We start from the raw sequence: 19,003 nt of genomic DNA, 5'->3' as shown, positions 1-19,003 counted from the left end.
GCCGCGCCTCACCTCAGAACACGTAGTCGAGAGAGTCGGCCCAGCCGTCGAGGTGGATCGTGATCTCGCCGCTCTGCGCCTGGTAGGCCGCCTGGTAGGTCGCCTTGAGGTCGAGCAGGCTGAACTCTCGCTTCACCGTGGGCAGCGCGTCGCACAGGTCGCCCTTGGCGTCGTGCGAGATCTTGGTCCAGATCTGGACCGGATCCGACTCGGCGAACGCCCCGTCCCAGCACAGCGCGAAGTCGTGTTCGATGCAGCCGCCGCTGTACTGGATCTCGGCCACGATCTTGTCGCCGACGATCGCCGCCTCGAGGATCTCGTACGGATCCGCCGGCGCCGGGTCGGGGCAAGTCAACGCGCCGCCGCCCTCGATCCCGCACTCGCTGCTGCAGCCGTCGCCGCTCTGCGTATTGCCGTCGTCGCACGACTCGACGCCCTCGACGATACCGTCGCCGCACACGCCGGCGCTGGTGGTCGACCAGCCCTCGGTCTCGACCGGCTCGCCGGTGCCCTCGGTCTCGTTCGGCTCGCCCTCGGTCCCGGTGCCCTCGGTCTCGGCGCCCTCGATCGTGCACTCCGCCGAGCAGCCGTCGCCGCCCGCCAGGTTGCCGTCGTCGCACTCCTCCGGCGCCTGCAGCACGCCGTCGCCGCACTCCGCGGTCTGGCCCTCGGTCGCGAGGCAATCCTTCAGCGTGCAGGCCCACGAGTTGTCGTGGCACGTGCACGTGTTGCAACCGTCCTCCCCGAGCTTCGTCTCGCCCTCCTCGCACAGCCCTTCGCAGCCGATCTCCGTGCAGGCCCAGCCGCCGTCGTGGCACGTGCAGGTGTTGCAGCCGTCGTCGGCCGGCTTCGTCTCGCCCTCCTCGCAGGTCACGTTGCCGGAGGTCTCGTTGCCGATCATCTTGGGATCGCAGGCCGCGGCCGTGGCGCCGAGCAGCAAGCCGGCGAACAGGAGGTGGCGATGGTTCTTCAGGGACTTGAAGGAATTAAGAAAAGTGCGATGCATGGTGGGTCGTTCCTGAGATGGGTTGCCCGGTAGTTGTCCGGCCCGCGACTCGTCTGTGTCGGCCCTCGCGATTTTTTTTCGATCGCACGTCCGCGCGGCCGCGTCCGCCGCCCCCGCGCAAGACGGCGCGACGACCCGCGCCCTCTTCGAAGCGAGGAGGCCGGCCACGCGTCCATCGATGCGAGCAGACGCACCTCATGGTTCCGCGCCCGAGGAACGCGCTCGGCGGGCGTTCCTCAGGGACGCCGCGACAGCGACGCCGACGCACGATTCAGTCGACGCGAAGCACCCACGGAGACCGCGTCACCTTCTGCAGTCTGGCGCCCCGCAACAACCTCGGTTCACCAGGAGCGCGGCTGCATCAGTCGGTCTGGTTCGCGTGCCCGCAGCGAGACGCGTCGTCACCCGTCGTCGCAGCCTTGCCGCACGCCTCGGCCAGCGCCGAACTTCCGTCGGTCTCGTCTCACTCCTCGTCGCAGCCCTGCCGCACGCGCTCGGCCCGCGCCGAGCCCCCGTCTGTCTCGTCTCACTCGTCGCCGCAGCCCTGCCGCACGCCTCAACCCGCGCCGAGCCTCCGTCTGTCTCGTCTCACTCCTCAGCGCAGCCTTGCCGCACGCGCTCGGCCAGCGCCGAGCCCCCGTGCGCCCGCAGGAACACCTGCGCCGCCGCTCTGCCCTCGTCCGCGCGATCGCTCGCGCACAGCGCCAGAGCTCGCAGCGCGTCGTGCTCCTCGCGCAGCACCCCGCGCTGGAACTGCCGCGCATACGCGGCCAGCAGCGTCAGCGCCTCGTCCGCGCGGCCGCCCTGGATCGCAGACTGCGCCCCGGCCAGCAGCTCGGCCTCCTTCGCCAGCGAGCTCGACTCCTCGGCGCTCTCCGTCCCCGGAGCGTCAGCCTCCTGCGCCCCCGCCTGCGCCTCCGGCGAGCTCGACCGTGAGGGCCGCCGCTCCGAGCCGCGCCCCGCCTCGACTCGCCGGGCCTCGCTCGCACGCGCAGCATCGGTCTCTCTGGACATGTCCTTCACGACATGTCCCTTCGACCCCTCGACTCCGGTCGGGTCCCCGGGCCCTTCCTCGCCGCCTTTGTCCCCTGTCTCCTGAGCCATGTCCCCCGAGATATGCCCTGCCTGCCCCTCACCGGCGCGCACCGGCTCGGTCGCCGCGGACTGCCGCTCGGCGTAGGCGGCGGCCTCGCCGCCGTCGCGGACCCCGACCAGCGGCCCCAGCACCCCCGCGCGCGAGGCCAGCAGCACGGCGGCCGCCGCCGCGATCACCACCGCCCCCCAGACCCATTCGGACCTGACCCTCTGGACATGGCGCTTCGACCACATCTCGTCGGCGCGGGTGCTCGCCGCCAGGCGGGCCCACACCCGCGCCTGGGCCGCGGCGGGCATGTCCTCCTCGGCGCGGAACGCCCGCAGCGCCGCAGCAGCCTGCGGATCGAGCTCGCCCTCGCGTCCCCGTGGTCCCGTCGTCATCCTGCCGCAGCCCTTCCGCGCCGCCCGTCTCGCTCGGCCAGCGCGCGTTGAAACAGCTCTCGCGTCGCCCGCAGCCGCGAGTACGCCGTATTGAGGTTCAGCCCCAGCGCCTCCGCGATCTCGGGCACCCTCATGCCCTCGATGTCGGCCAGCGCGAACAACATCCGCCGCTCCTCGTCGAGCCCGTCGAGGAAGGCGCGCACGAACGCGGCCGCCTGCTCCTGCGCCGCGCCGGTCTCCGGATCGGGCCCGGCCCCCGGCGCCGGCGCCACGCTGAGCCGTCGCTCGGCGCGGACGGTGCTGCGCCGGTGATTGGCCGCCACGCCGCGGGCGATCCCGTACAGCCAGCTGGTCAGCGCCGCCCGCCCGTCGTATTCGCGCAGGCGGCGGTGAACCACCAGGAACACGTCGTGGACCACGTCCTCCTGCGCCGACTCTGCCACCCCGAGGCGCCGGACCACCCGCCACACGAACCCCGCGTGCGCGCGATAGACCTCCGCGAGCGTCAGCGGCGGTGCGGCGGCGGGGCCCAGGGCAGGCATCTCGCGTGATTGTCCAGACCCGAGGGTTTCTGTCACCCCCATCCGCCGGGCCCGCGCGCGCGCTGGCGCACCCACCCGCCTCCGGGGCATCCTCCTCTTCGATGCACCCCGCGCGCGTCCTCCCCGTGGTCGTCCTCCTCTCGGTCCACTGCACCGAAGAGCAACCCAGCGGCTTCTCCGCCACCACCCCCGTGGACACCACCGCCCCGATCACCAACCCCCAGAGCAGCTTCCCGGACGCCACCGACACCGCCGCCCCGACCTCCACCACCGGTGACGCGACGACCACCGGCACCACCGACGCGCTCACCGGCACCACCACCGACGCGACCTCCACGTCCACCGCCTCGACCTCGACCACCACCTCCACCTCGACGACCTCGGACACCTCGACCACCGCGCCCGACACCACCGCGGGCGCCTGCGGCGACGGCGTCGTCGACGGCGACGAGGTGTGCGACGACGGCGACGCCGACGACGCCGACGCCTGCCTCAGCGACTGTACTTCGGGACAGGCGCTGCTCGTCCTCGCCGGCGCCGGCACTGCCCCCGCCCTGGCCGCCCGCTACGTCCCCGGCCCCGGCTGGACCGTCGGCCAGCTCGACGTCGACCTCGGCGAGACCGCCCTCGTCGCCACCCACCTCGGGGCTCTCGGCGCCGGCCGCCGCGCCACCGCCGAGGCCGACGCCGAGAACGAGCTGGTCTTCACGACATGGTCCAAAGGACAGCCGGACGACTGGGCCGCCGCCGAGGCCGTCGGCGCGTTCGGCTTCGGCATCGACGGCCCTGCCCTCGCCGCCGTCGCCGAGACCGTCACGCTCGCCTTCCTCGGCACCGACTTCAAGCACTACACCGCCCTGTGGACCGACGGCGACTGGGCCCCCTTCGCCCCGCTCCCCGCCGGGATGCCGCAGATCCAGGCGTTCGGCCCCAGCGCCGCAGCGCTCGCCCCCGGCGCGGCCGAGACCTACGCCGCCTACGCCGGCGACAACGGCAAGATCTTCTACAGCTCCAAGGCCTCGCCCGGCGGCGCCTGGCAGCCGTCGATGCAGGCCCCGCCGCCGCTGGTCGACAGCGAGCTCACCCCCGCCGCGCTGGTCGACGCCGAGGGCGACCTGCTGCTCGCCTACGTGCGCGCGGCCGACGGCAAGATCGCCGTCGTCAAGCTGCTCACCCCGCAGAACGCCTGGACCGTCGAGACCCTCGTCGACGACCTCGCCATCACCGCCAGCGAGCTCGCCTTCGTCGCCACCGACGACGGCGCCTACTACCTCGCCTGGAAGGGCTACGACGACGACGGCGTCTACGCCGTGCGCGGCCTCGACAACGACGACTGGGGCGCCCCCTTCACCGTCGCCGAGCCGGCCACCGCCACCCTCCCGCCGGCCCTCGCGCGCGGAGCCACCGGCGCCGACGCCGAGCTCGTCTACGTCACCGGCGGCGCCCTGCAGCACGTCCGCCTCGTCGGCGAGGACCCCGGCCCCCCGGCCGCCGTCCCCGGCGCCACCGGCCTCAAGGCTCGCCCCGCCGCCGCCCGCGTCCAGCTCGGCGGCTGAATCACATGCCTCCGGGGACATGCTCGATCGAGCATGTCCCTCGGCACCTTCTCCATCGGACATGCCCTTTCAAGCATGTCTCAAGCATTCACCACGCGCTGACCGACCCGATCGACGAGTCGGGCACCGCGTTCGCGCAGCACGAGCCGGCGCCGAACATCCCGTCTTCCACCGCCCGCAGCTCGAGGGTCGAGCAGATCTGCTGCGGGAACGCCACGCTGCAGCCGCCGTTCATCGCCGACGTGTTGCACACCTTGTTCATCGTGCTCAGCTGCGCCACCACCGTCCCGTCGCACAGCACCTCCCACACGCCCTGGCAGATCTGCTCCGACCAGTAGGTCGTGATGCCCACGTGCGACACGCAGGTCGACGGCCCCGAGCACACGAACGACTCGCCGATCCCGCCGAAGCACTGCGTGTCGCCCGGCCCGTGGGTGTACTCGTCGTTGTCGCACGGGTTGCCCTTCCAGTCGCCCGTGGTCGTGAACGACGCCAGAGTGTCGAACGGCGCCCGCTGCCCCGACGGCGCGCACGGCCCGATCTGGCACGCGTTCGAGCAGCCGTCGTCGTCCACCATGTTGCCGTCGTCGCACGCCTCGACGCCCGGCTGCACCACCCCGTCGCCGCACTTGGCCCCCGTGCACGCGTTCGAGCAGCCGTCGTCGTCCACGGTGTTGCCGTCGTCACAGTCCTCGCCCGCGACCGTGTTCGTCAGCCCGTCGCCGCACTGCACCGCGGTGCAGTCGCCGTCGCAGCTGGCCGTCGCCACCACCTCGTCGCACGTCTCGCCCGCCTGCACGAACCCGTCGCCGCAGCGGGCCGTCGTACACAGGCTCGTGCACGCGTCGGCGTCGTCGGTGTTGCCGTCGTCGCACTCCTCCCCGCGATCGAGCACCCCGTCGCCGCAGCTGCCCGGCACCCCCGTCGTCACCGGCGTCGTCGTCATCCCCGTCGTGTCTGCGCTGGTCCCCGTCGTCGGCGTCGCCTCGGTCGTCGGCGCCGCCCCGCTCGTGTCCGTGCTCCCGCTGCTCGCCGCCGGCCCGGTGGAGCCGCTCGTCGTCATCGCTGCGGTCGCCGTCGGGTTCGTCCCGAACGGATTGCTCGCCTCACCGCCGCCGCAGCCGGGCAGCGACGCGAGGGCCAGGGAGAGCGAACAAGACAGCCAGGATCGCATCCTCCCATCTTCGCCAGCCCGCCCCCCGCCGGGCAACCATGCCCCGCGTGTCGCCACGCACGTCGAGGCGAACGTCCCCCTTCACCGCTCGTCGCCTCGCCGCCCCTCGCGTCGCGGCCCATCGAACATCCGCCGCCCACCGATCATCACGGCCGCATCGACCCGTCTCAGCGCAGGCGCACCTCGATCCCTGCCAGCACTTGTCCGCCGAACCGCGCCGCCTTGTGCACCTCCTGCCCCCTGGCAGTCACGAACGTCGGCCGCAGCAGCGCCACGATCGCGTCGGCGCCCACCCACAGCCCGACCCGCCCGCGCGGCCGCCAGGCAAGCGCCGCGCCGGCCGTCGCCGCCAACCAGGGCGAGCGCTCCGTCGTCGTCGTCACCAGCCCCGTCCCGCGGCCCCGGCCCTCCATCGCCCCCACCTGCAGGCCCACGCACAGCGGCACCTCGACCGCCCCGCGGCGCAGCACCGGGCACCCGCGCAGCTCGACCGCCCCGGCCTGGAACAGCCCGCCGATGGCCGGCGTCCCGCCCGGCACCGGCGGCGCGTACAGCCCCCCGATCTCCGCCCGCCAGCGCCGGCCGCTCACGCTCAACGCCAGCCCGATCGCCGCGCTCGGCTGCGGCAGCAGCCGCGCGAAGCTCACCCCCGCCGCCACCCGCAGGCCCACCTCCACGCCCCGCGGCTGGGCGACCGCGGCCGGCGCCTCGCCCCCGTCGGGTCGCGGCGGCTCGTCGGCCACCGGCCCCTCGAGCTCGCCCGCCGGCGCATCTCTTGGCCCTTCGGACATGCCCTCTCCGACATTTCCCTTCGGACCTGAACCATCGGGCATGTCCTTCGCGCCCTGTTCCTTCGGGCTTTCCCCTTGCGACATGTTCACCGGCGGCGCCGGCACCACGACCTCGCCCGCCACCGGGGCCGCCAGGGCCGCGCGTGGGTCGACCGCGATCGCCACCACCAGCGCCGCCGCTTCGACCAGCTCCTCGCAGCGCGGCGCGGTCAGCTCGCGGCGGCCGCCCCCGGTCGCCCCGGTCAGCTCGAGCGTCAGGGACCAGCGCCCCGGCCCGGCCTCGCGGACCGTCCCGCGCGCAGTCAGGGTCGCGCGGTCGGCCGCCTCCTGGCCGGTCATCCGGACCACGCGCGCGCGCACCTCCGCCTCGTCCGGGCAGCCCGCGGGGGCCGTCCACGCCAGCACCAGGCCGGGGGGCGGCTCGGCCACAGCGACGATCGTCGCCGCCATCAGCACGGCGAGCATCGTCGCGTCAGCCTAGCAGATCCGCGCTCCGCCGCACCGCGCCGCCGGCTGCACGCACCTCGGTCAGCGCCGCCGCCACGTCGCCGGGCCGGAGCTCGACCCCGCGGCAACCGTCCTCGACCAGGGTCGTGGCGATCCCCAGCGACAGGGCGTCGAGCGCCGTGAACTTCACGCAGTAGTCGGTGGCCAGCCCCAGCACCACCGCCTCGCGGACCTCGTGGGCCCGCAGGTACTCGCCGAGCCCGGTCGAGCGCCGGCGGCCGTTGTCGAAGAAGCCGCTGTACGAGTCGACCTCCGGATCGACCCCCTTGACGAAGATCTGCGCCACCGGCCCCTGCTGCAGCGTCCTTGCGAACTCGGCCCCGCGCGTGCCCTGCACGCAGTGCGTCGGCCACAGCACCTGCTGCAACCCCGCCAGAGTCACCACCTCTCCCGGCGAACGACCGGGATGGTTGGCCGCGAAGCTCCCGTGATCGGGCGGGTGCCAGTCCTGCGTCGCCACCACCAGCGGGAACATCGGCATCAGCGCGTTGGCCACCGCGATCACGCGGTCGCCCTCCGGCACCGCCAGCGCCCCGCCGGGCAAGAAGTCGTTCTGGATGTCGACGAGGATCAACGCCCGCATCTCACCGCTCCCTCCGCGCCCCGGCCCTCAACCTGGCCTTCCGGTCAGCCACACCCAGCCAGAAGTCGTTCTCGACGTCGACGAGGAGCGACGCCCGCATCTCACCGCTCCCTCCGCGCCCCGGCCATCAACCTGGCCTTCAGGTCAGCCCCGGCCAGCCAGAAGTCGCTCTCGACGTCGACGAAGATCCGCGCCCGCATCTCACCGCTCCCTCCGCGCCTCGGCCATCAACCTGGCCTTCAGGTCAGCCAGAGGCCGGTCCAGCGCCACCGGATACGTCGCCGGCGCCTCGATCCGCCGCACCGCCGGATCGAGCCGCTGCAGCTGCGCCTGCGTTCGCGCCCGCACCTCGGCCAGCGGCGGCGGCTCGTACACCTGCCGGCCCGCGCGCAGCACCGGCACCAACAGGTCCTCGACGCTCGCCCCGGCCGGCGGCGCGAACTCTCCGGCCGCGTCGACGCGGACCCCCGCCCCGTGCAGCCCGAGCCCCTCTTCGTAGATCAGATCGCCGAGCAGACGCCCCGCAGGGTCGGCGAAGCGGCGCACCTGCTGCACCCCCGGGTTCGACACCTTGACTGGCTCTTCGGACAGCTTGATCCGGTACTCCCAGCCCTCGCGCCCGCGCAGCGCCGCCAGCTTGTACACCCCGCCGAGGGCAGGCTGGTCGTACGCGGTCACCAGCCGCGTGCCCACGCCCCACACCCCGATCGCCGCCCCCTTGGCCTTGAGCGCCGCGATCTCGCGCTCGTCGAGGTCGTTGCTGGCGACGATCGCCGCCTGCTCGAGCCCGGCCGCGTCGAGGATCTCGCGGGCCGCCACGCTGAGCGCCGCGAGGTCGCCGGAGTCGAGCCGGACCCCTGCCATCGCGTGCCCGCGCGCCGCCAGCTGCTTGCCGACCTCGGCCGCGCGCCGCACCCCCTCGAGAGTGTCGTACGTGTCGACCAGGAACGTGCAGTTGTTCGGCAGCGCCTCGGCGTAGGCCGCGAACGCCTCGCGCTCGTCGGCGAACGACATCACCCAGCTGTGCGCGTGCGTCCCGCGGACCGGGATCCCGTGGCGCATCCCCGCCAGCACGTTCGACGTCGCCGCGCACCCGCCGATGTACGCCGCGCGCGAGGCGGTCAGCGCCCCGTCGCTGCCCTGCGCCCGCCGCAGGCCGAACTCGACCACCGGCTCGCCGCCGGCGGCCTCGCAGATCCGCGCCGCCTTGGTCGCGATCAGCGTCGAGAAGTTGATGAAGTTGAGCAGCGGCGTCTCGAGCAACTGACACTGCGCCAGCGGCCCGCGCACCCGCAGCAGCGGCTCGTGGGGGAACACCGGCGTCCCCTCGGGCACCGCCTCGACGTCGAGCGACAGCCGCAGCGACGCCAGATAGTCCAAAAAGCCGGGCTCGAGCAAGCGCTGGCCGTCGTTGCCGCGCAGCGTCCCCAGATACGCCACGTCCTCCGGCGTGAACCGGAACTCGGCCATGTACTGCAGCGCCTCCTGCAGCCCGGCCGCGATCGCATGCGCCCCGCGGAACGGCGCCCGGCGGAAGAACAGGTTGAACACCGCCTCTTCGTCCGCGCGCCCCAGCTTCCAGTAGCCGCAGGCCATCGTGACTTGGTAGAGGTCCGTCAACAGCGCCAGCGAGCCGGGCGACACGAAGTTCGGCGTAGCGCGCCGGCCCTGCCCGCGTCAAGGCGCGCGAGCCATCGTCAGCGATCGCCGCGCGTCGAGGCGCGCGTCAATCCGCGCACGCATCACCCGCGCGATCGCGCCTCCGCGTCTCGCCACCGCCCCCGAGCAGCATCGCGCTCGCGCATCGCTCGAGCCCATCGCCAGCGCAGCAGGCCTTCGCCGCCCTCGCGCCCGCCCCCGTCGCACCCTTCTCACAGCGCTGCGCCGTCGATCGCGCGAGGCTCTCCGCCATCGCCTCGTCGATCGCCGATCGCGCGTCCTCTTCGCCGAGTCACCGCGCCTTCGCGTCCCCCATCACCACCGCCCGCGGACGCAGGGGCGCGCGCGCGTCGAGCAGCGCAGTGCAGCTCGGCCCCGGACCGCCCGTCGATTCGTCGGTGTTGTCGATCTTGCCCTCTGCGTCGAGCATCACGCAGCGCGGCTCCTCGCAGTGGTCGAGCCCCAGCACGTGGCCGACCTCGTGGACGGCCGTGTTCGTCACCCGCCACGCGATCTTCTGCTTGTCCTTCGTCTTGCGCCACAAGCGATGGCCCGACACCACCGCCGCCGTCCCGCCGAGCTCGCCGAGGCCGAACACACCCCAGTCGACGAACTGGCCCTTGCTCGTCGAGATGTCGACCGACGTGAGCCCGAGGACCCGCGTCCCTCGCGGCGCAGAGGCCACCTGCGCCCCGAGGTGCTCGAGCAGCGCGTCGGCGCGGTAGCGCTTGCGCGGCGCGTACCATGCCGACTTCGGCAACGCGATCGGCGGCCGGCGCTGCACCTCCACCTGGTATGTCGATCGCAGCGCCGCCTCGACGCCGTCGAGCAACTCCGCCGGGAATTCTCCCAATACCACCAGCACCACCACCGCCCGGATCTGCGGTTCCTGCACGTCCGCAACGACGTCTCCGGGGATCTCCGCAGCGAGCTCGAGCGTGGCCCCCGAGGTTCGGGCCACCAGCGCCGCCGCGCACAGGGTCACGAGCAAGGACGACATGTCGAGGCCAACGCACGACGGCCCGAACCTATTCAGGCTTCGCAAGCGGTTCAGCGACCTGCCGCCGCCCGGGCCCGCAACCGTCACGAGGACCTCTCGACCTCGAAGTGAACCGGATCACGCAAGGCGTGCAAGCACATGCGCGCCTGCGCGCCGGCCTGCGCCCACGTTTGTACCGAAATTGTTACGCTGCGCGCATGAAAGAACTACCCATGAACCGCTCCGCCTGGGCTCTGGCCGTGCTGCTCGTCGGTTGCGGCGACAACGGCGGCGTCACCAGCGCCGTCACCGACAGCGCCACCGGCACCAACACGGACGGCACGACCACCGCCACCACCGACTCGACCAACGGCGCCAGCATGAGCGCGACCGAGGAGCCGACGGTGGGCACCATGGGTCAGACCGAGTCGCAGGGCACGAGCGAGGGCACGACGATGACGCCGCCCACCTCGACCACCACCGAGTCGATGACCGGGACCACGACGATGGGCGTCGACACGCTCACGACCACCGAGCCCGACACGACCACGACGACCACGACGACCGACACCACCACGACCACCACCGGCGAGACCACCACGAGCACGTCGACGACCGACACCAGCTCGACCACCGACGACTCCACCACCGGCGTGGTGCCGGGCCCGTGCGACTGTCCGGACATCGAGGTCCCGCTCGACGACGGCATCTTCGTCCTCTCGGACAACTCCGAGCTGTGGAAGTACTACCCGGAGAGCAACAGCTTCACGATGCTGGGCGGCTTCAACTGCGGCGGCATGACCAACACCTTCTCGATGGCCGTGGACCGCCTCGGCTTCGCGTGGGTCATGTTCGGCGACCCCGTCGGCGAGATCTGGAAGATCGACGTCACCAACCCGGGCAACTGCATCGACCCCGGCTACAACCCCAACCAGCAGGGCATCGGTTACTTCGGCATGGCGTTCGTGTCGAACAGCCAGTTCGACCAGTGCGACCGCATGTTCGGCAACTCGTTCGACGGCGGCTTCCTCGGCTTCACCGAGGGTCCGAACTTCGGCGACTTCCTCAGCGTCGACCCCGACAGCCTGCTCATCGACATCATCTCGCCGTCCGACTTCAACGGCGCCGAGATGACCGGCACCGGCGACGGCCGCGTGTTCTCGTTCGGCGGCGTCCCGTCCAAGCTCATCGAGCGCGACAAGGTCAGCGGCGCGGTGCTCGACATCTTCCCGCTGCAGAACCTGCCGCTGACCAATGGCTTCGCCTTCGCCTTCTTCGGCGGCGACTTCTACTTCTTCACCGAGAGCGCCAACCCGACGTTCAGCAAGGTCACCCACCTCGACTACGACGACAGCGACATGGACGGCCAGCAGCAGCTGACCACCATCAACAACGCCGCCCCGATCCGCATCGTCGGCGCCGGCGTCTCCACCTGCGCCCCGTTCGCGCCGATGTAGTCCGCGCGCCCCAGGCCGCGCTCCGCGTCCGCGCGGCGGCTCGTCCGCCGCGCGGACCGCGATGGCGCCGGTCCACGCCCGCGTGCTACACCGGCGTCGTGCTGCAGAACTTCTGGTACGCCTGTCACCGCTCGGCCGAGGTCACCGCCCGGCCGACGAAGCTGCGCATGCTCGGCCACGACTTCGTGCTGTGGCGCGACGGCGGCGGCCGGGTCGTCGCCCTCGACGACCGCTGCCCCCACCGCGGCGGCTCCCTGTCCCAGGGGACATGTTCCGGCGGCCACATCGTGTGCCCGTACCACGGCTGGGCCTTCGACCCCGCCGGCGCCTGCGTGCACATCCCGGCCAACACCGGCGACGCCCGCATCCCGCGCAAGGCCCAGGTCCGCAGCTTCCCCACGGAGGAGCGCCACGGCTGGGTGTGGCTGTTCGTCGGCGAGCTCGCCGAGGCCGAGCGCCCGCCGATCCCGCCGCTGCCGGAGTACGGCCAGCCGGGGTGGAAGGCCGTCCACGGCGACTTCCTCTGGCACGCGCACTACACCCGCGTGGTCGAGAACGGCATGGACATCGCCCACGCGCCGTTCGTCCACTCGCGCTCGTTCGGCAACCCCGCGCGCCCCGAGGTCGGCGACTACGTCGTCGAGCCGCACCCGTGGGGCGCCAGCGCCTCCGTCGAGCTCGTCGCCCCGCCGCCCGCCGGCCTGTGGTCGCTGGTGCTGCCGAAGGACCGCCCGCCGGTCAAGACCCGCGTCGCCTTCTACATGCCGTGCTACACCCGCCTCGACCTCGACCTCGGCGGCATGCGGATGATCGTCTTCAGCAGCAACATCCCCGTCGACGAGGAGCACACCCTGACCCGCTGGATCATGCTGCGCGACTTCCTGCCCGGCGCCTGGGCCGACGGCACCGCGAAGCGCCGCACCCGCCGGATCTTCCTCGAGGACCAGCCGATCGTCGAGGCGCAGCGGCCACGAGCTGTCCCTTTGGACATGAGCCGCGAGGTCCACGTCAAGAGCGACGCCATCCCGCTGGTGTTCCGCAAGCTGCGGCGCGAGTGCCTGGTCGAGCGCGGCTGGGGCCTCCGCTGGGACGAACCCGAAGCCGCCGCGCCCGCGAAGCTGGTCGCCATCCGCACATGACCGAGCTCCGCCGCCGCGCCCGTGCCACCGGCGACGACCGCCTGTTCGGCGAGGCCGCCCGCCCGGCCCTGCGCGCCGCCGTCGCCGACCTCTCGTGGCTGCTCACCCGCGGCTACAGCGGCGACGCGGCGCTCAAGCTGGTCGGCGACAAACATGTCCTTTCGGCCAGGCAGCGCATGGCCGTGCTGCGCTCGGCCTGCAGCGACGAGGCGCTCGCGCGACGCCGCGCCACCCGGGCCGACCTGGCCGATCTCGCCGGCGCCGACCTGGCCATCGACGGCCTCAACGCGCTCATCACCATCGAGTCCGCGCTGTCGCACGGCGTCGTGTTACGCGGCCGTGACGGAGCCCTGCGCGACCTCGCGGCCGTCCACGGCGCCTACGAGCAGGTGCTCGAGACCAGCTTCGCAGTCGACGCGATCGCTCGCCTCCTGCACCGCGACGGCGCGCCTGCGCCCGCGCAGGTCGTGTGGTACCTGGACCGACCTGTCGCGGGCAGCGGTCGTCTCCGCGCGCTGTTGGAGGCTCGCGCCGAACAACGTCGGCTGCCGTGGACGGTCCAGCTCGTGCTTCACCCCGATCCTATATTGGCGCAACACGCCGGCGTCGTCGCCAGCAGCGACGCGTGGATCCTCGATCGATGCGCGCGCTGGATCGACCTCCTCGGTGCGCTCCTTCGGGGCCCCACCGAATCCTCGCACGCGTTGCCGCTCGAAGGACCAGTGCTCGCCGCGAGGCCCGACCTGTGGCTGCTCGACCTCTCCGACGAAGCAGCGCCGCCGCGAGCAGACCTCGGGTGACCTTCTGAAGCGAAGGCACTTCGGGTATACGGTTCTTTCGTGACGATCGCTTCTCTTCGGCTCCCCCTCGTCCGCTCGTTCTTTCTCGCCGCGGCCGTGCTCGTACCTGGCTGTCAGGACACGTCCGCCGTCTACGCGTTGATCGGCCCCGAAGGCGGCGAGCTGGCGCTCGAAGAGGGTCCGACGATCAAGTTCCCCGCCGGCGCTCTGGTCACCACGCGGCAGATCGTCATCCGTCCCGTCGACGACGACCTCAGCCGCGGCGACTTCAAGCAGTCCGGCGGCGCCTACCGCCTCGAGCCGACCGACCTCGACCTGCGGATCCCCGCCGAGGTCACCTTCGGCGGCGAAGTGCCCAAGCAGCCCGCGATCTTGTGGCAGCGCGGCGAGGGCCGCGTCGTCTCGCACGCCGCCGCGGACGACCGCGCCGTCGCGTACATCGGCGCTCTCGGTGTCATCGCCCTCGCGGCCGGCGGCGAAATCGCGGCCACCGTCGACGAGCCGATGCTCGCGCGCGTGCCCGGCGACGTCGACTACGGCAAGCCGCTCATCGACATCGCCACCGTCAAGGTCTCGCCGAAGGGCACCTCGATGCTCGACATCGGCTTCACCGTGTATGACCCGATGGGCATGTCCAATCGGCCACTCAACGGCGACGGCAGCCGCTACTGCGGCTTGAAGTTCGCCAGCGTGCAGGGCGGCAGCATCAGCGCCGGCTGTTCGGGCGGCCTGGCCACCGGCTCGGTGATCGTCAGCAGCACGCAGGTGACCGTCGACGCGGTGCCGTTCCTGCTCGGCAAGGTCGAGGGCGCGACGCTGGTCGAGGTCCAGGTCGGCAGCGGAGATCTCGCGCACAGCGTCGGCTACCTGCCGTTCGTCACCGGCTCCTGTTACCTCGAGAGCTGCTCGGGCCACGGCGCGTGCGACAGCTCGAGCGGCGCGCCCTTGTGCCAGTGCGACGAGGGCTACGCCTCGCCGATGGAAGACCCCCTGGCCTGCAATTGCGTGCCGAACTGCGACGGGCGGATGTGCGGCGACGACGGCTGCGGCGGCGGCTGTGGCGGCTGCGGCGAGGGCCAGAACTGCAACGAAGAGGGCCAGTGCGTCGGCGAGCCCCCGCCGGAGACGACGGGCCCCGACACCACCACGACCACGGGTCCGGACACCACCACGACCACCACGGGTCCGGACACCACGACCGACGATACTTCGACGACGTCCACGACGACCGACGGCATGTCGACCACCGACGACTCGTCGTCGTCGACGACCACCACGTCGACCACCTAGCGCCGCGCGATCGATCTCCATCGCGGTGAGCTCCGCCGTCGTCGCCAGCCCGCAGCGCACCAATGCGGGCATTCGGCCGTCATGGTCGCGTAACCCCAAACGCGCGTGACGGCCGACTCACACCCGGAATTCGGGCGTTCGAGCGAGCTGTCCCTTCGGACATCTCGATATCCTCGCCCTCAGGTTTTCCCGCCGGCCCATGAGCCGGCGCGTTGCGATCGGATTCGCCCCGCCTGCGACGCTTGCAGCGGCTGCGCCAACGCCTTTACGATGACCACGTGGCGAGCATGCGTCTCGCCCCTTCGCACGAGGAGTCGCACGATGACCCGTTCTCACCCGAAACGAACCAGCGAGCTGGTCACCCGCGCGGCGCTGGTCGCCGTGACCGGCGCCGGCTTCGGCCTCGGACTGTCCGCCTGCTCCGACGTCTCTGACGGCGAGTGTGTCCCCACCGACGTGTTCTTCCGCGAGAAGGTCTGGGCCCCGACGCTCGCCGCGACGTGCAGCTCGTGCCACAGCTCGACCGGCGCCGCCAAGCACACGAAGTTCGTGCTGACTCCCAAGGAAGTGCCCGGCTACCTCGAGGCCAACATGAAGTTGGTCCAGGACCTCGCGCGCTACGAGGTCGACGGCCTGCCGCTCATCCTGGCCAAGCCCTCGACCCGCGTCGAGCACGAGGGCGGCCTCCAGCTCAAGCCCGACAGCCAGGAGTACAGCGACCTGCAGGCGCTGCTCAAGCGGTTCGACAACCCGGTCGAGTGCGAGGGCGCGGTCAACCTCGGCAACTACTTCGACGACGTCGAGCTGCTCGACGAGGTCGACACCCTGCGCAAGGCCACCCTCGCGCTGACCGGCCGCCTGCCGACGCCGGAGGAGTACGAGGCCGTCCGCGGCTTTGGCATCGACCAGCTCGACCCGGTGCTCGACGCGGTGATGAAGGAGGACGCGTTCATCGACCGCGTCGTCGAGATCTACAACGACGTGTTCCTGACCGACCGCTACATCGGCGGCAACGGGGCCGTCGAGCTGCTCAACGCCGAGAAGTACCCCAACGCCTACTGGTTCGAGGGCCAGCCTGAGGACGTGCGCGAGCAGTACCGCTGGTACACCAACACCAGCGTCGCCCGCGAGGCGCTCAACCTGGTCGCGTGGATCGTCAAGAACGACCTCTCGTACAAGGAGATCGTCGAGGCCGACTACATGGTCTTCACGCCGTTCTCGGCCAAGGCCTACGGCGTCGACGTCAAGTTCAACGACCCGAACGACTGGAAGGAGCTCGCCACCGGCAAGCTGCCCGGCATCCCGCACGCCGGCGTGCTGACCTCGGTGATGTGGCTGAACCGCTTCCCGACCACGCCGACCAACCGCAACCGCCACCGCGCGCGGATGACCTACAAGTTCTTCCTCGCCACCGACGTGCTGCGGCTCGGCGAGCGGCCGATCGATCCCACCGCGATCAAGACGCCGAACGCCACGCTCAACAACCCCAACTGCAACGTCTGCCACAACGTCATCGACCCGGTCGCCGGCGCCCTCCAGAACTTCAACGAGATGGGCGACTACCGGCCGTGGGCCGAGACCGAGGCGATGGTCTGGTACCAGGAGATGCTGCTGCCCGGCTTCGGCGAGACGCAGATGCCCGAGGGCGACACCAAGAAGGCGGAGCAGTGGCTGGCCAAGCAGCTGACCGCCGACGACCGCTTCGCCCAGTCTGCGGTCAACATCATCTGGCGCGGCCTGACCGGCAGCGAGCCGCTCAACGAGCCGTTCGACGCCGCCATGCCCGGCTTCGAGGAGGCGCTCAAGGAGTTCGAGGTCCAGGACCGCGTCATCAAGGGCATCGCCAAGAAGTTCAAGGAGAACAACTACAACCTCAAGGTCGTGTTCCGCGAGATCATCAAGACCGACTTCTTCCGCGCGAAGAACGTCCGCGGCGAGGTCGACGAGGCCCGCGCCCGCGAGCTGTCGGAGCTCGGCACGGCGCAGTACCTGTCGCCCGAGCAGCTCGCGCGCAAGGTCGAGGCGGTCACCGGCTACCCGTGGCGCTACAACGTCAACGACTCCGACCTGCTGCTCAACGAGAACGAGTACAAGATCTTCTACGGCGGCATCGACTCGGACTCGATCGTCACCCGCATCACCGAGCCGAACGGCATCATGGCGAACATCGCCCTGCGGATGTCGAACGAGATGGCCTGCCGCGCCACCTCGCGCGACTTCTCGAAGGACCCGTCGGACCGCCTGCTGTTCCCGTACGTCGAGACCAGCTTCGTCCCGCAGGACGACAACGGCTTCGCCGTCCCGGCCGTCAACGACGCCATCCGGGCCAACATCCAGCACCTGTACGACCACGTGCTGGGCGAGCACTACGACATCGGCGACCCCGAGGTCGACGCCGCGTACAACCTGTTCTTCGAGATCTGGCAGGACGGCAAGGCGGGCCTCGCCGCCGGCACCTACTCGAACGAGCCGCCGTGCCGGACCGACCAGGACTGGTGGACCGGCAACCCGCTGCCGGAAGAGAACCGGATCACCCAGGACACCGACTACACCATCCGCGCGTGGATGGGCGTCCTCGCCTACATGCTGTCGGATTACCGCTTCCTGCACGAATAGGCCCCGAAGGAGGACATCATGGACCGTCGTAATTTCTTCAAGCTCATGTCCCTCGCGGGCCTCGCGGCCGTGTCCCCGACCGTGTTCGCAGGCCGGGGCCCGGGCGCGCTCAAGAACCCCAACCTGCCGCCGCTGGCCGAGACCTACACCGGCCCGCTGTGGGTGTTCCTCAACGCCGGCGGCGGGTGGGACCCGACCTCGCTGTGCGATCCGAAGGGCGGCAAGGGCCCCGACGACAACGAGGCGATGAACCACGCCTTCACGTTCGACCAGATCGACGCCGCGGGCAACATCAAGTACCCGAACATCGGGACGATGGACAACCCGACCGCTTACGAGGCCTTCTTCCAGAAGCACTACAAGCGGCTGCGCGTGATCAACGGCCTCGACATGCAGTCGAACGGCCACGACAGCGGCTCGCGCCACTGCTGGTCGGGCCGCCTCGCCGAGGGCTACCCGAGCCTCGCCGCGCTGGTCGCCGCCGTCCACGGCCACGCGCTGCCGATGAGCTACCTCAGCTTCGGCGGCTACGACGACACGCAGGGTCAGGTCGCCCGCACGCGCTCGGGCAACACCCAGGCGCTGGCCCGCATCGCCTACCCCGACCGCGCCAACCCGGAGGACGAGAACAGCCTGTTCCACTCGCCGGTGGCCAACGACCTGATCAAGAAGGCCCAGGAGGCGCGCAAGGAGCGGCTCCTCGCCACCGAGCAGCTGCCGCGCGTGCAGAACGCGATCGGCAACCTCTACGCCTCGCGCACCGGCAGCAACGAGCTGAAGAAGCTGCAGCAGTACCTGCCGGACATGCTCGACAACGGGCCGAACCCGCTGCGTCGCCAGATCCAGGTCGCGCTGGCCGCCTTCCGCGCCGGCATCTCGATCTCGGTCAACCTCGACATCGGCGGCTTCGACACCCACGGCGATCACGACAACAGCCACATCCCGCGGCTGGTCCAGATCCTCGACGGCCTCGACTTCCTGTGGTCCGAGGCCGAGGTGCAGGGCATCGGCGACAACTTCGTCGTCCTGTGCGGCTCCGACTTCGGCCGCACGCCCGGCTACAACGACACCAACGGCAAGGACCACTGGGCCATCACCAGCCTCATGATGATGGGCAAGGGCATCGGCGGCAACAAGGTCATCGGCGCCTCCGACGACCGCCACAACGCCTTCAACTGGGACCCCAAGACGCTCAAGCAGAGCGACTCGGGCATCCACATCGAGCCGCGCCACGTCCACGCCAGCCTGCGGCGCCTGGCCAAGATCGACGGCCACGACCTCATGAAGCAGTACCCGATCGCCATCGAGAAGGGCGACGAGATGGACCTCCTCGCCTGAGCCCGCAGGCGAGCGACCGACGACCGAACGAGCGGCGCGAGCGGCGTCCAGCGGCCCCCGGGGCTTCTGGAGCCGCTCGCGGCGTTTTGC

Annotated in this window: 15 protein-coding genes; 7 read left to right on the top strand and 8 right to left on the bottom strand. The window is 71.3% G+C overall.

Features of this window, described 5'->3' with window-relative positions:
- Positions 1 to 13: 13 nt before the first annotated feature.
- The 3 genes from O0S08_RS12750 to O0S08_RS12740 form a co-directional block, all read right to left on the bottom strand.
- Positions 14 to 1,006 (bottom strand): DUF4215 domain-containing protein, encoded by a 993-nt coding sequence (locus O0S08_RS12750; RefSeq protein WP_269039374.1) that lies wholly within the window; start codon positions 1,004 to 1,006, stop codon positions 14 to 16.
- A gap of 588 nt (positions 1,007 to 1,594) precedes the next feature.
- Positions 1,595 to 2,482, bottom strand: a complete 888-nt coding sequence (locus tag O0S08_RS12745; protein ID WP_269039373.1) for a hypothetical protein — start codon at positions 2,480 to 2,482, stop codon at positions 1,595 to 1,597.
- Complete coding sequence (locus O0S08_RS12740) at positions 2,479 to 3,024, bottom strand: RNA polymerase sigma factor (protein WP_269039372.1); 546 nt, start codon at positions 3,022 to 3,024, stop codon at positions 2,479 to 2,481. Before O0S08_RS12740 ends, O0S08_RS12745 begins: the two co-directional genes overlap by 4 nt.
- A 101-nt stretch (positions 3,025 to 3,125) precedes the next feature.
- Between O0S08_RS12740 and O0S08_RS12735 the strand changes: the two genes are divergently transcribed.
- Positions 3,126 to 4,580: a hypothetical protein gene (locus tag O0S08_RS12735; protein ID WP_269039371.1), complete on the top strand. Its 1,455-nt coding sequence runs from the start codon at positions 3,126 to 3,128 to the stop codon at positions 4,578 to 4,580.
- 88 nt (positions 4,581 to 4,668) lie between these two features.
- Here O0S08_RS12735 and O0S08_RS12730 read toward each other — a convergent pair whose 3' ends face one another.
- The 5 genes from O0S08_RS12730 to O0S08_RS12710 all read right to left on the bottom strand — a co-directional run bounded on the left by O0S08_RS12730 (position 4,669) and on the right by O0S08_RS12710 (position 10,294).
- Positions 4,669 to 5,754: a DUF4215 domain-containing protein gene (locus O0S08_RS12730; protein WP_269039370.1), complete on the bottom strand. Its 1,086-nt coding sequence runs from the start codon at positions 5,752 to 5,754 to the stop codon at positions 4,669 to 4,671.
- 167 nt (positions 5,755 to 5,921) lie between these two features.
- Positions 5,922 to 7,010 carry a hypothetical protein gene (locus O0S08_RS12725; RefSeq protein ID WP_269039369.1) on the bottom strand — a complete coding sequence of 363 codons (1,089 nt, stop codon included), beginning with the start codon at positions 7,008 to 7,010 and terminating at the stop codon, positions 5,922 to 5,924.
- A 7-nt stretch (positions 7,011 to 7,017) separates the two neighbouring features.
- Positions 7,018 to 7,635: a bifunctional nicotinamidase/pyrazinamidase gene (pncA, locus tag O0S08_RS12720; protein WP_269039368.1), complete on the bottom strand. Its 618-nt coding sequence runs from the start codon at positions 7,633 to 7,635 to the stop codon at positions 7,018 to 7,020.
- Between the two features lie 201 nt (positions 7,636 to 7,836).
- Positions 7,837 to 9,279: a nicotinate phosphoribosyltransferase gene (locus tag O0S08_RS12715; RefSeq protein WP_269039367.1), complete on the bottom strand. Its 1,443-nt coding sequence runs from the start codon at positions 9,277 to 9,279 to the stop codon at positions 7,837 to 7,839.
- A gap of 307 nt (positions 9,280 to 9,586) precedes the next feature.
- Positions 9,587 to 10,294, bottom strand: a complete 708-nt coding sequence (locus O0S08_RS12710; RefSeq protein ID WP_269039366.1) for a matrixin family metalloprotease — start codon at positions 10,292 to 10,294, stop codon at positions 9,587 to 9,589.
- A gap of 197 nt (positions 10,295 to 10,491) precedes the next feature.
- Here O0S08_RS12710 and O0S08_RS12705 point away from each other — a divergent pair, with 197 nt between their 5' ends.
- The 6 genes from O0S08_RS12705 (at position 10,492) to O0S08_RS12680 (ending at position 18,913) form a co-directional block, all read left to right on the top strand.
- Positions 10,492 to 11,730, top strand: coding sequence for a hypothetical protein (locus O0S08_RS12705; RefSeq protein WP_269039365.1), 1,239 nt, complete (start codon positions 10,492 to 10,494; stop codon positions 11,728 to 11,730).
- A 98-nt stretch (positions 11,731 to 11,828) separates the two neighbouring features.
- Positions 11,829 to 12,869 carry an aromatic ring-hydroxylating dioxygenase subunit alpha gene (locus O0S08_RS12700; RefSeq protein WP_269039364.1) on the top strand — a complete coding sequence of 347 codons (1,041 nt, stop codon included), beginning with the start codon at positions 11,829 to 11,831 and terminating at the stop codon, positions 12,867 to 12,869.
- Positions 12,866 to 13,669, top strand: coding sequence for a DUF434 domain-containing protein (locus O0S08_RS12695; protein ID WP_269039363.1), 804 nt, complete (start codon positions 12,866 to 12,868; stop codon positions 13,667 to 13,669). The genes O0S08_RS12700 and O0S08_RS12695 overlap by 4 nt, the downstream gene beginning before the upstream one ends.
- Before the next feature lie 39 nt (positions 13,670 to 13,708).
- Entirely contained in the window at positions 13,709 to 14,959 is a 1,251-nt protein-coding gene (locus O0S08_RS12690; protein ID WP_269039362.1) for a hypothetical protein, read from the top strand.
- Positions 14,960 to 15,280: 321 nt separating this feature from the next.
- The gene (locus O0S08_RS12685; protein ID WP_269039361.1) at positions 15,281 to 17,575 is read left to right on the top strand and encodes a DUF1588 domain-containing protein; all 2,295 of its coding nucleotides are present in this window, start codon (positions 15,281 to 15,283) and stop codon (positions 17,573 to 17,575) included.
- Between the two features lie 18 nt (positions 17,576 to 17,593).
- Positions 17,594 to 18,913 (top strand): DUF1501 domain-containing protein, encoded by a 1,320-nt coding sequence (locus O0S08_RS12680; protein ID WP_269039360.1) that lies wholly within the window; start codon positions 17,594 to 17,596, stop codon positions 18,911 to 18,913.
- The last annotated feature ends 90 nt before the right edge of the window (positions 18,914 to 19,003 follow it).

The organism is Nannocystis punicea, assembly GCF_026965555.1.
GTDB classification, from domain to species: domain Bacteria; phylum Myxococcota_A; class Polyangia; order Nannocystales; family Nannocystaceae; genus Nannocystis; species Nannocystis punicea.
This window is presented reverse-complemented; position numbering and strand designations above follow the sequence as displayed.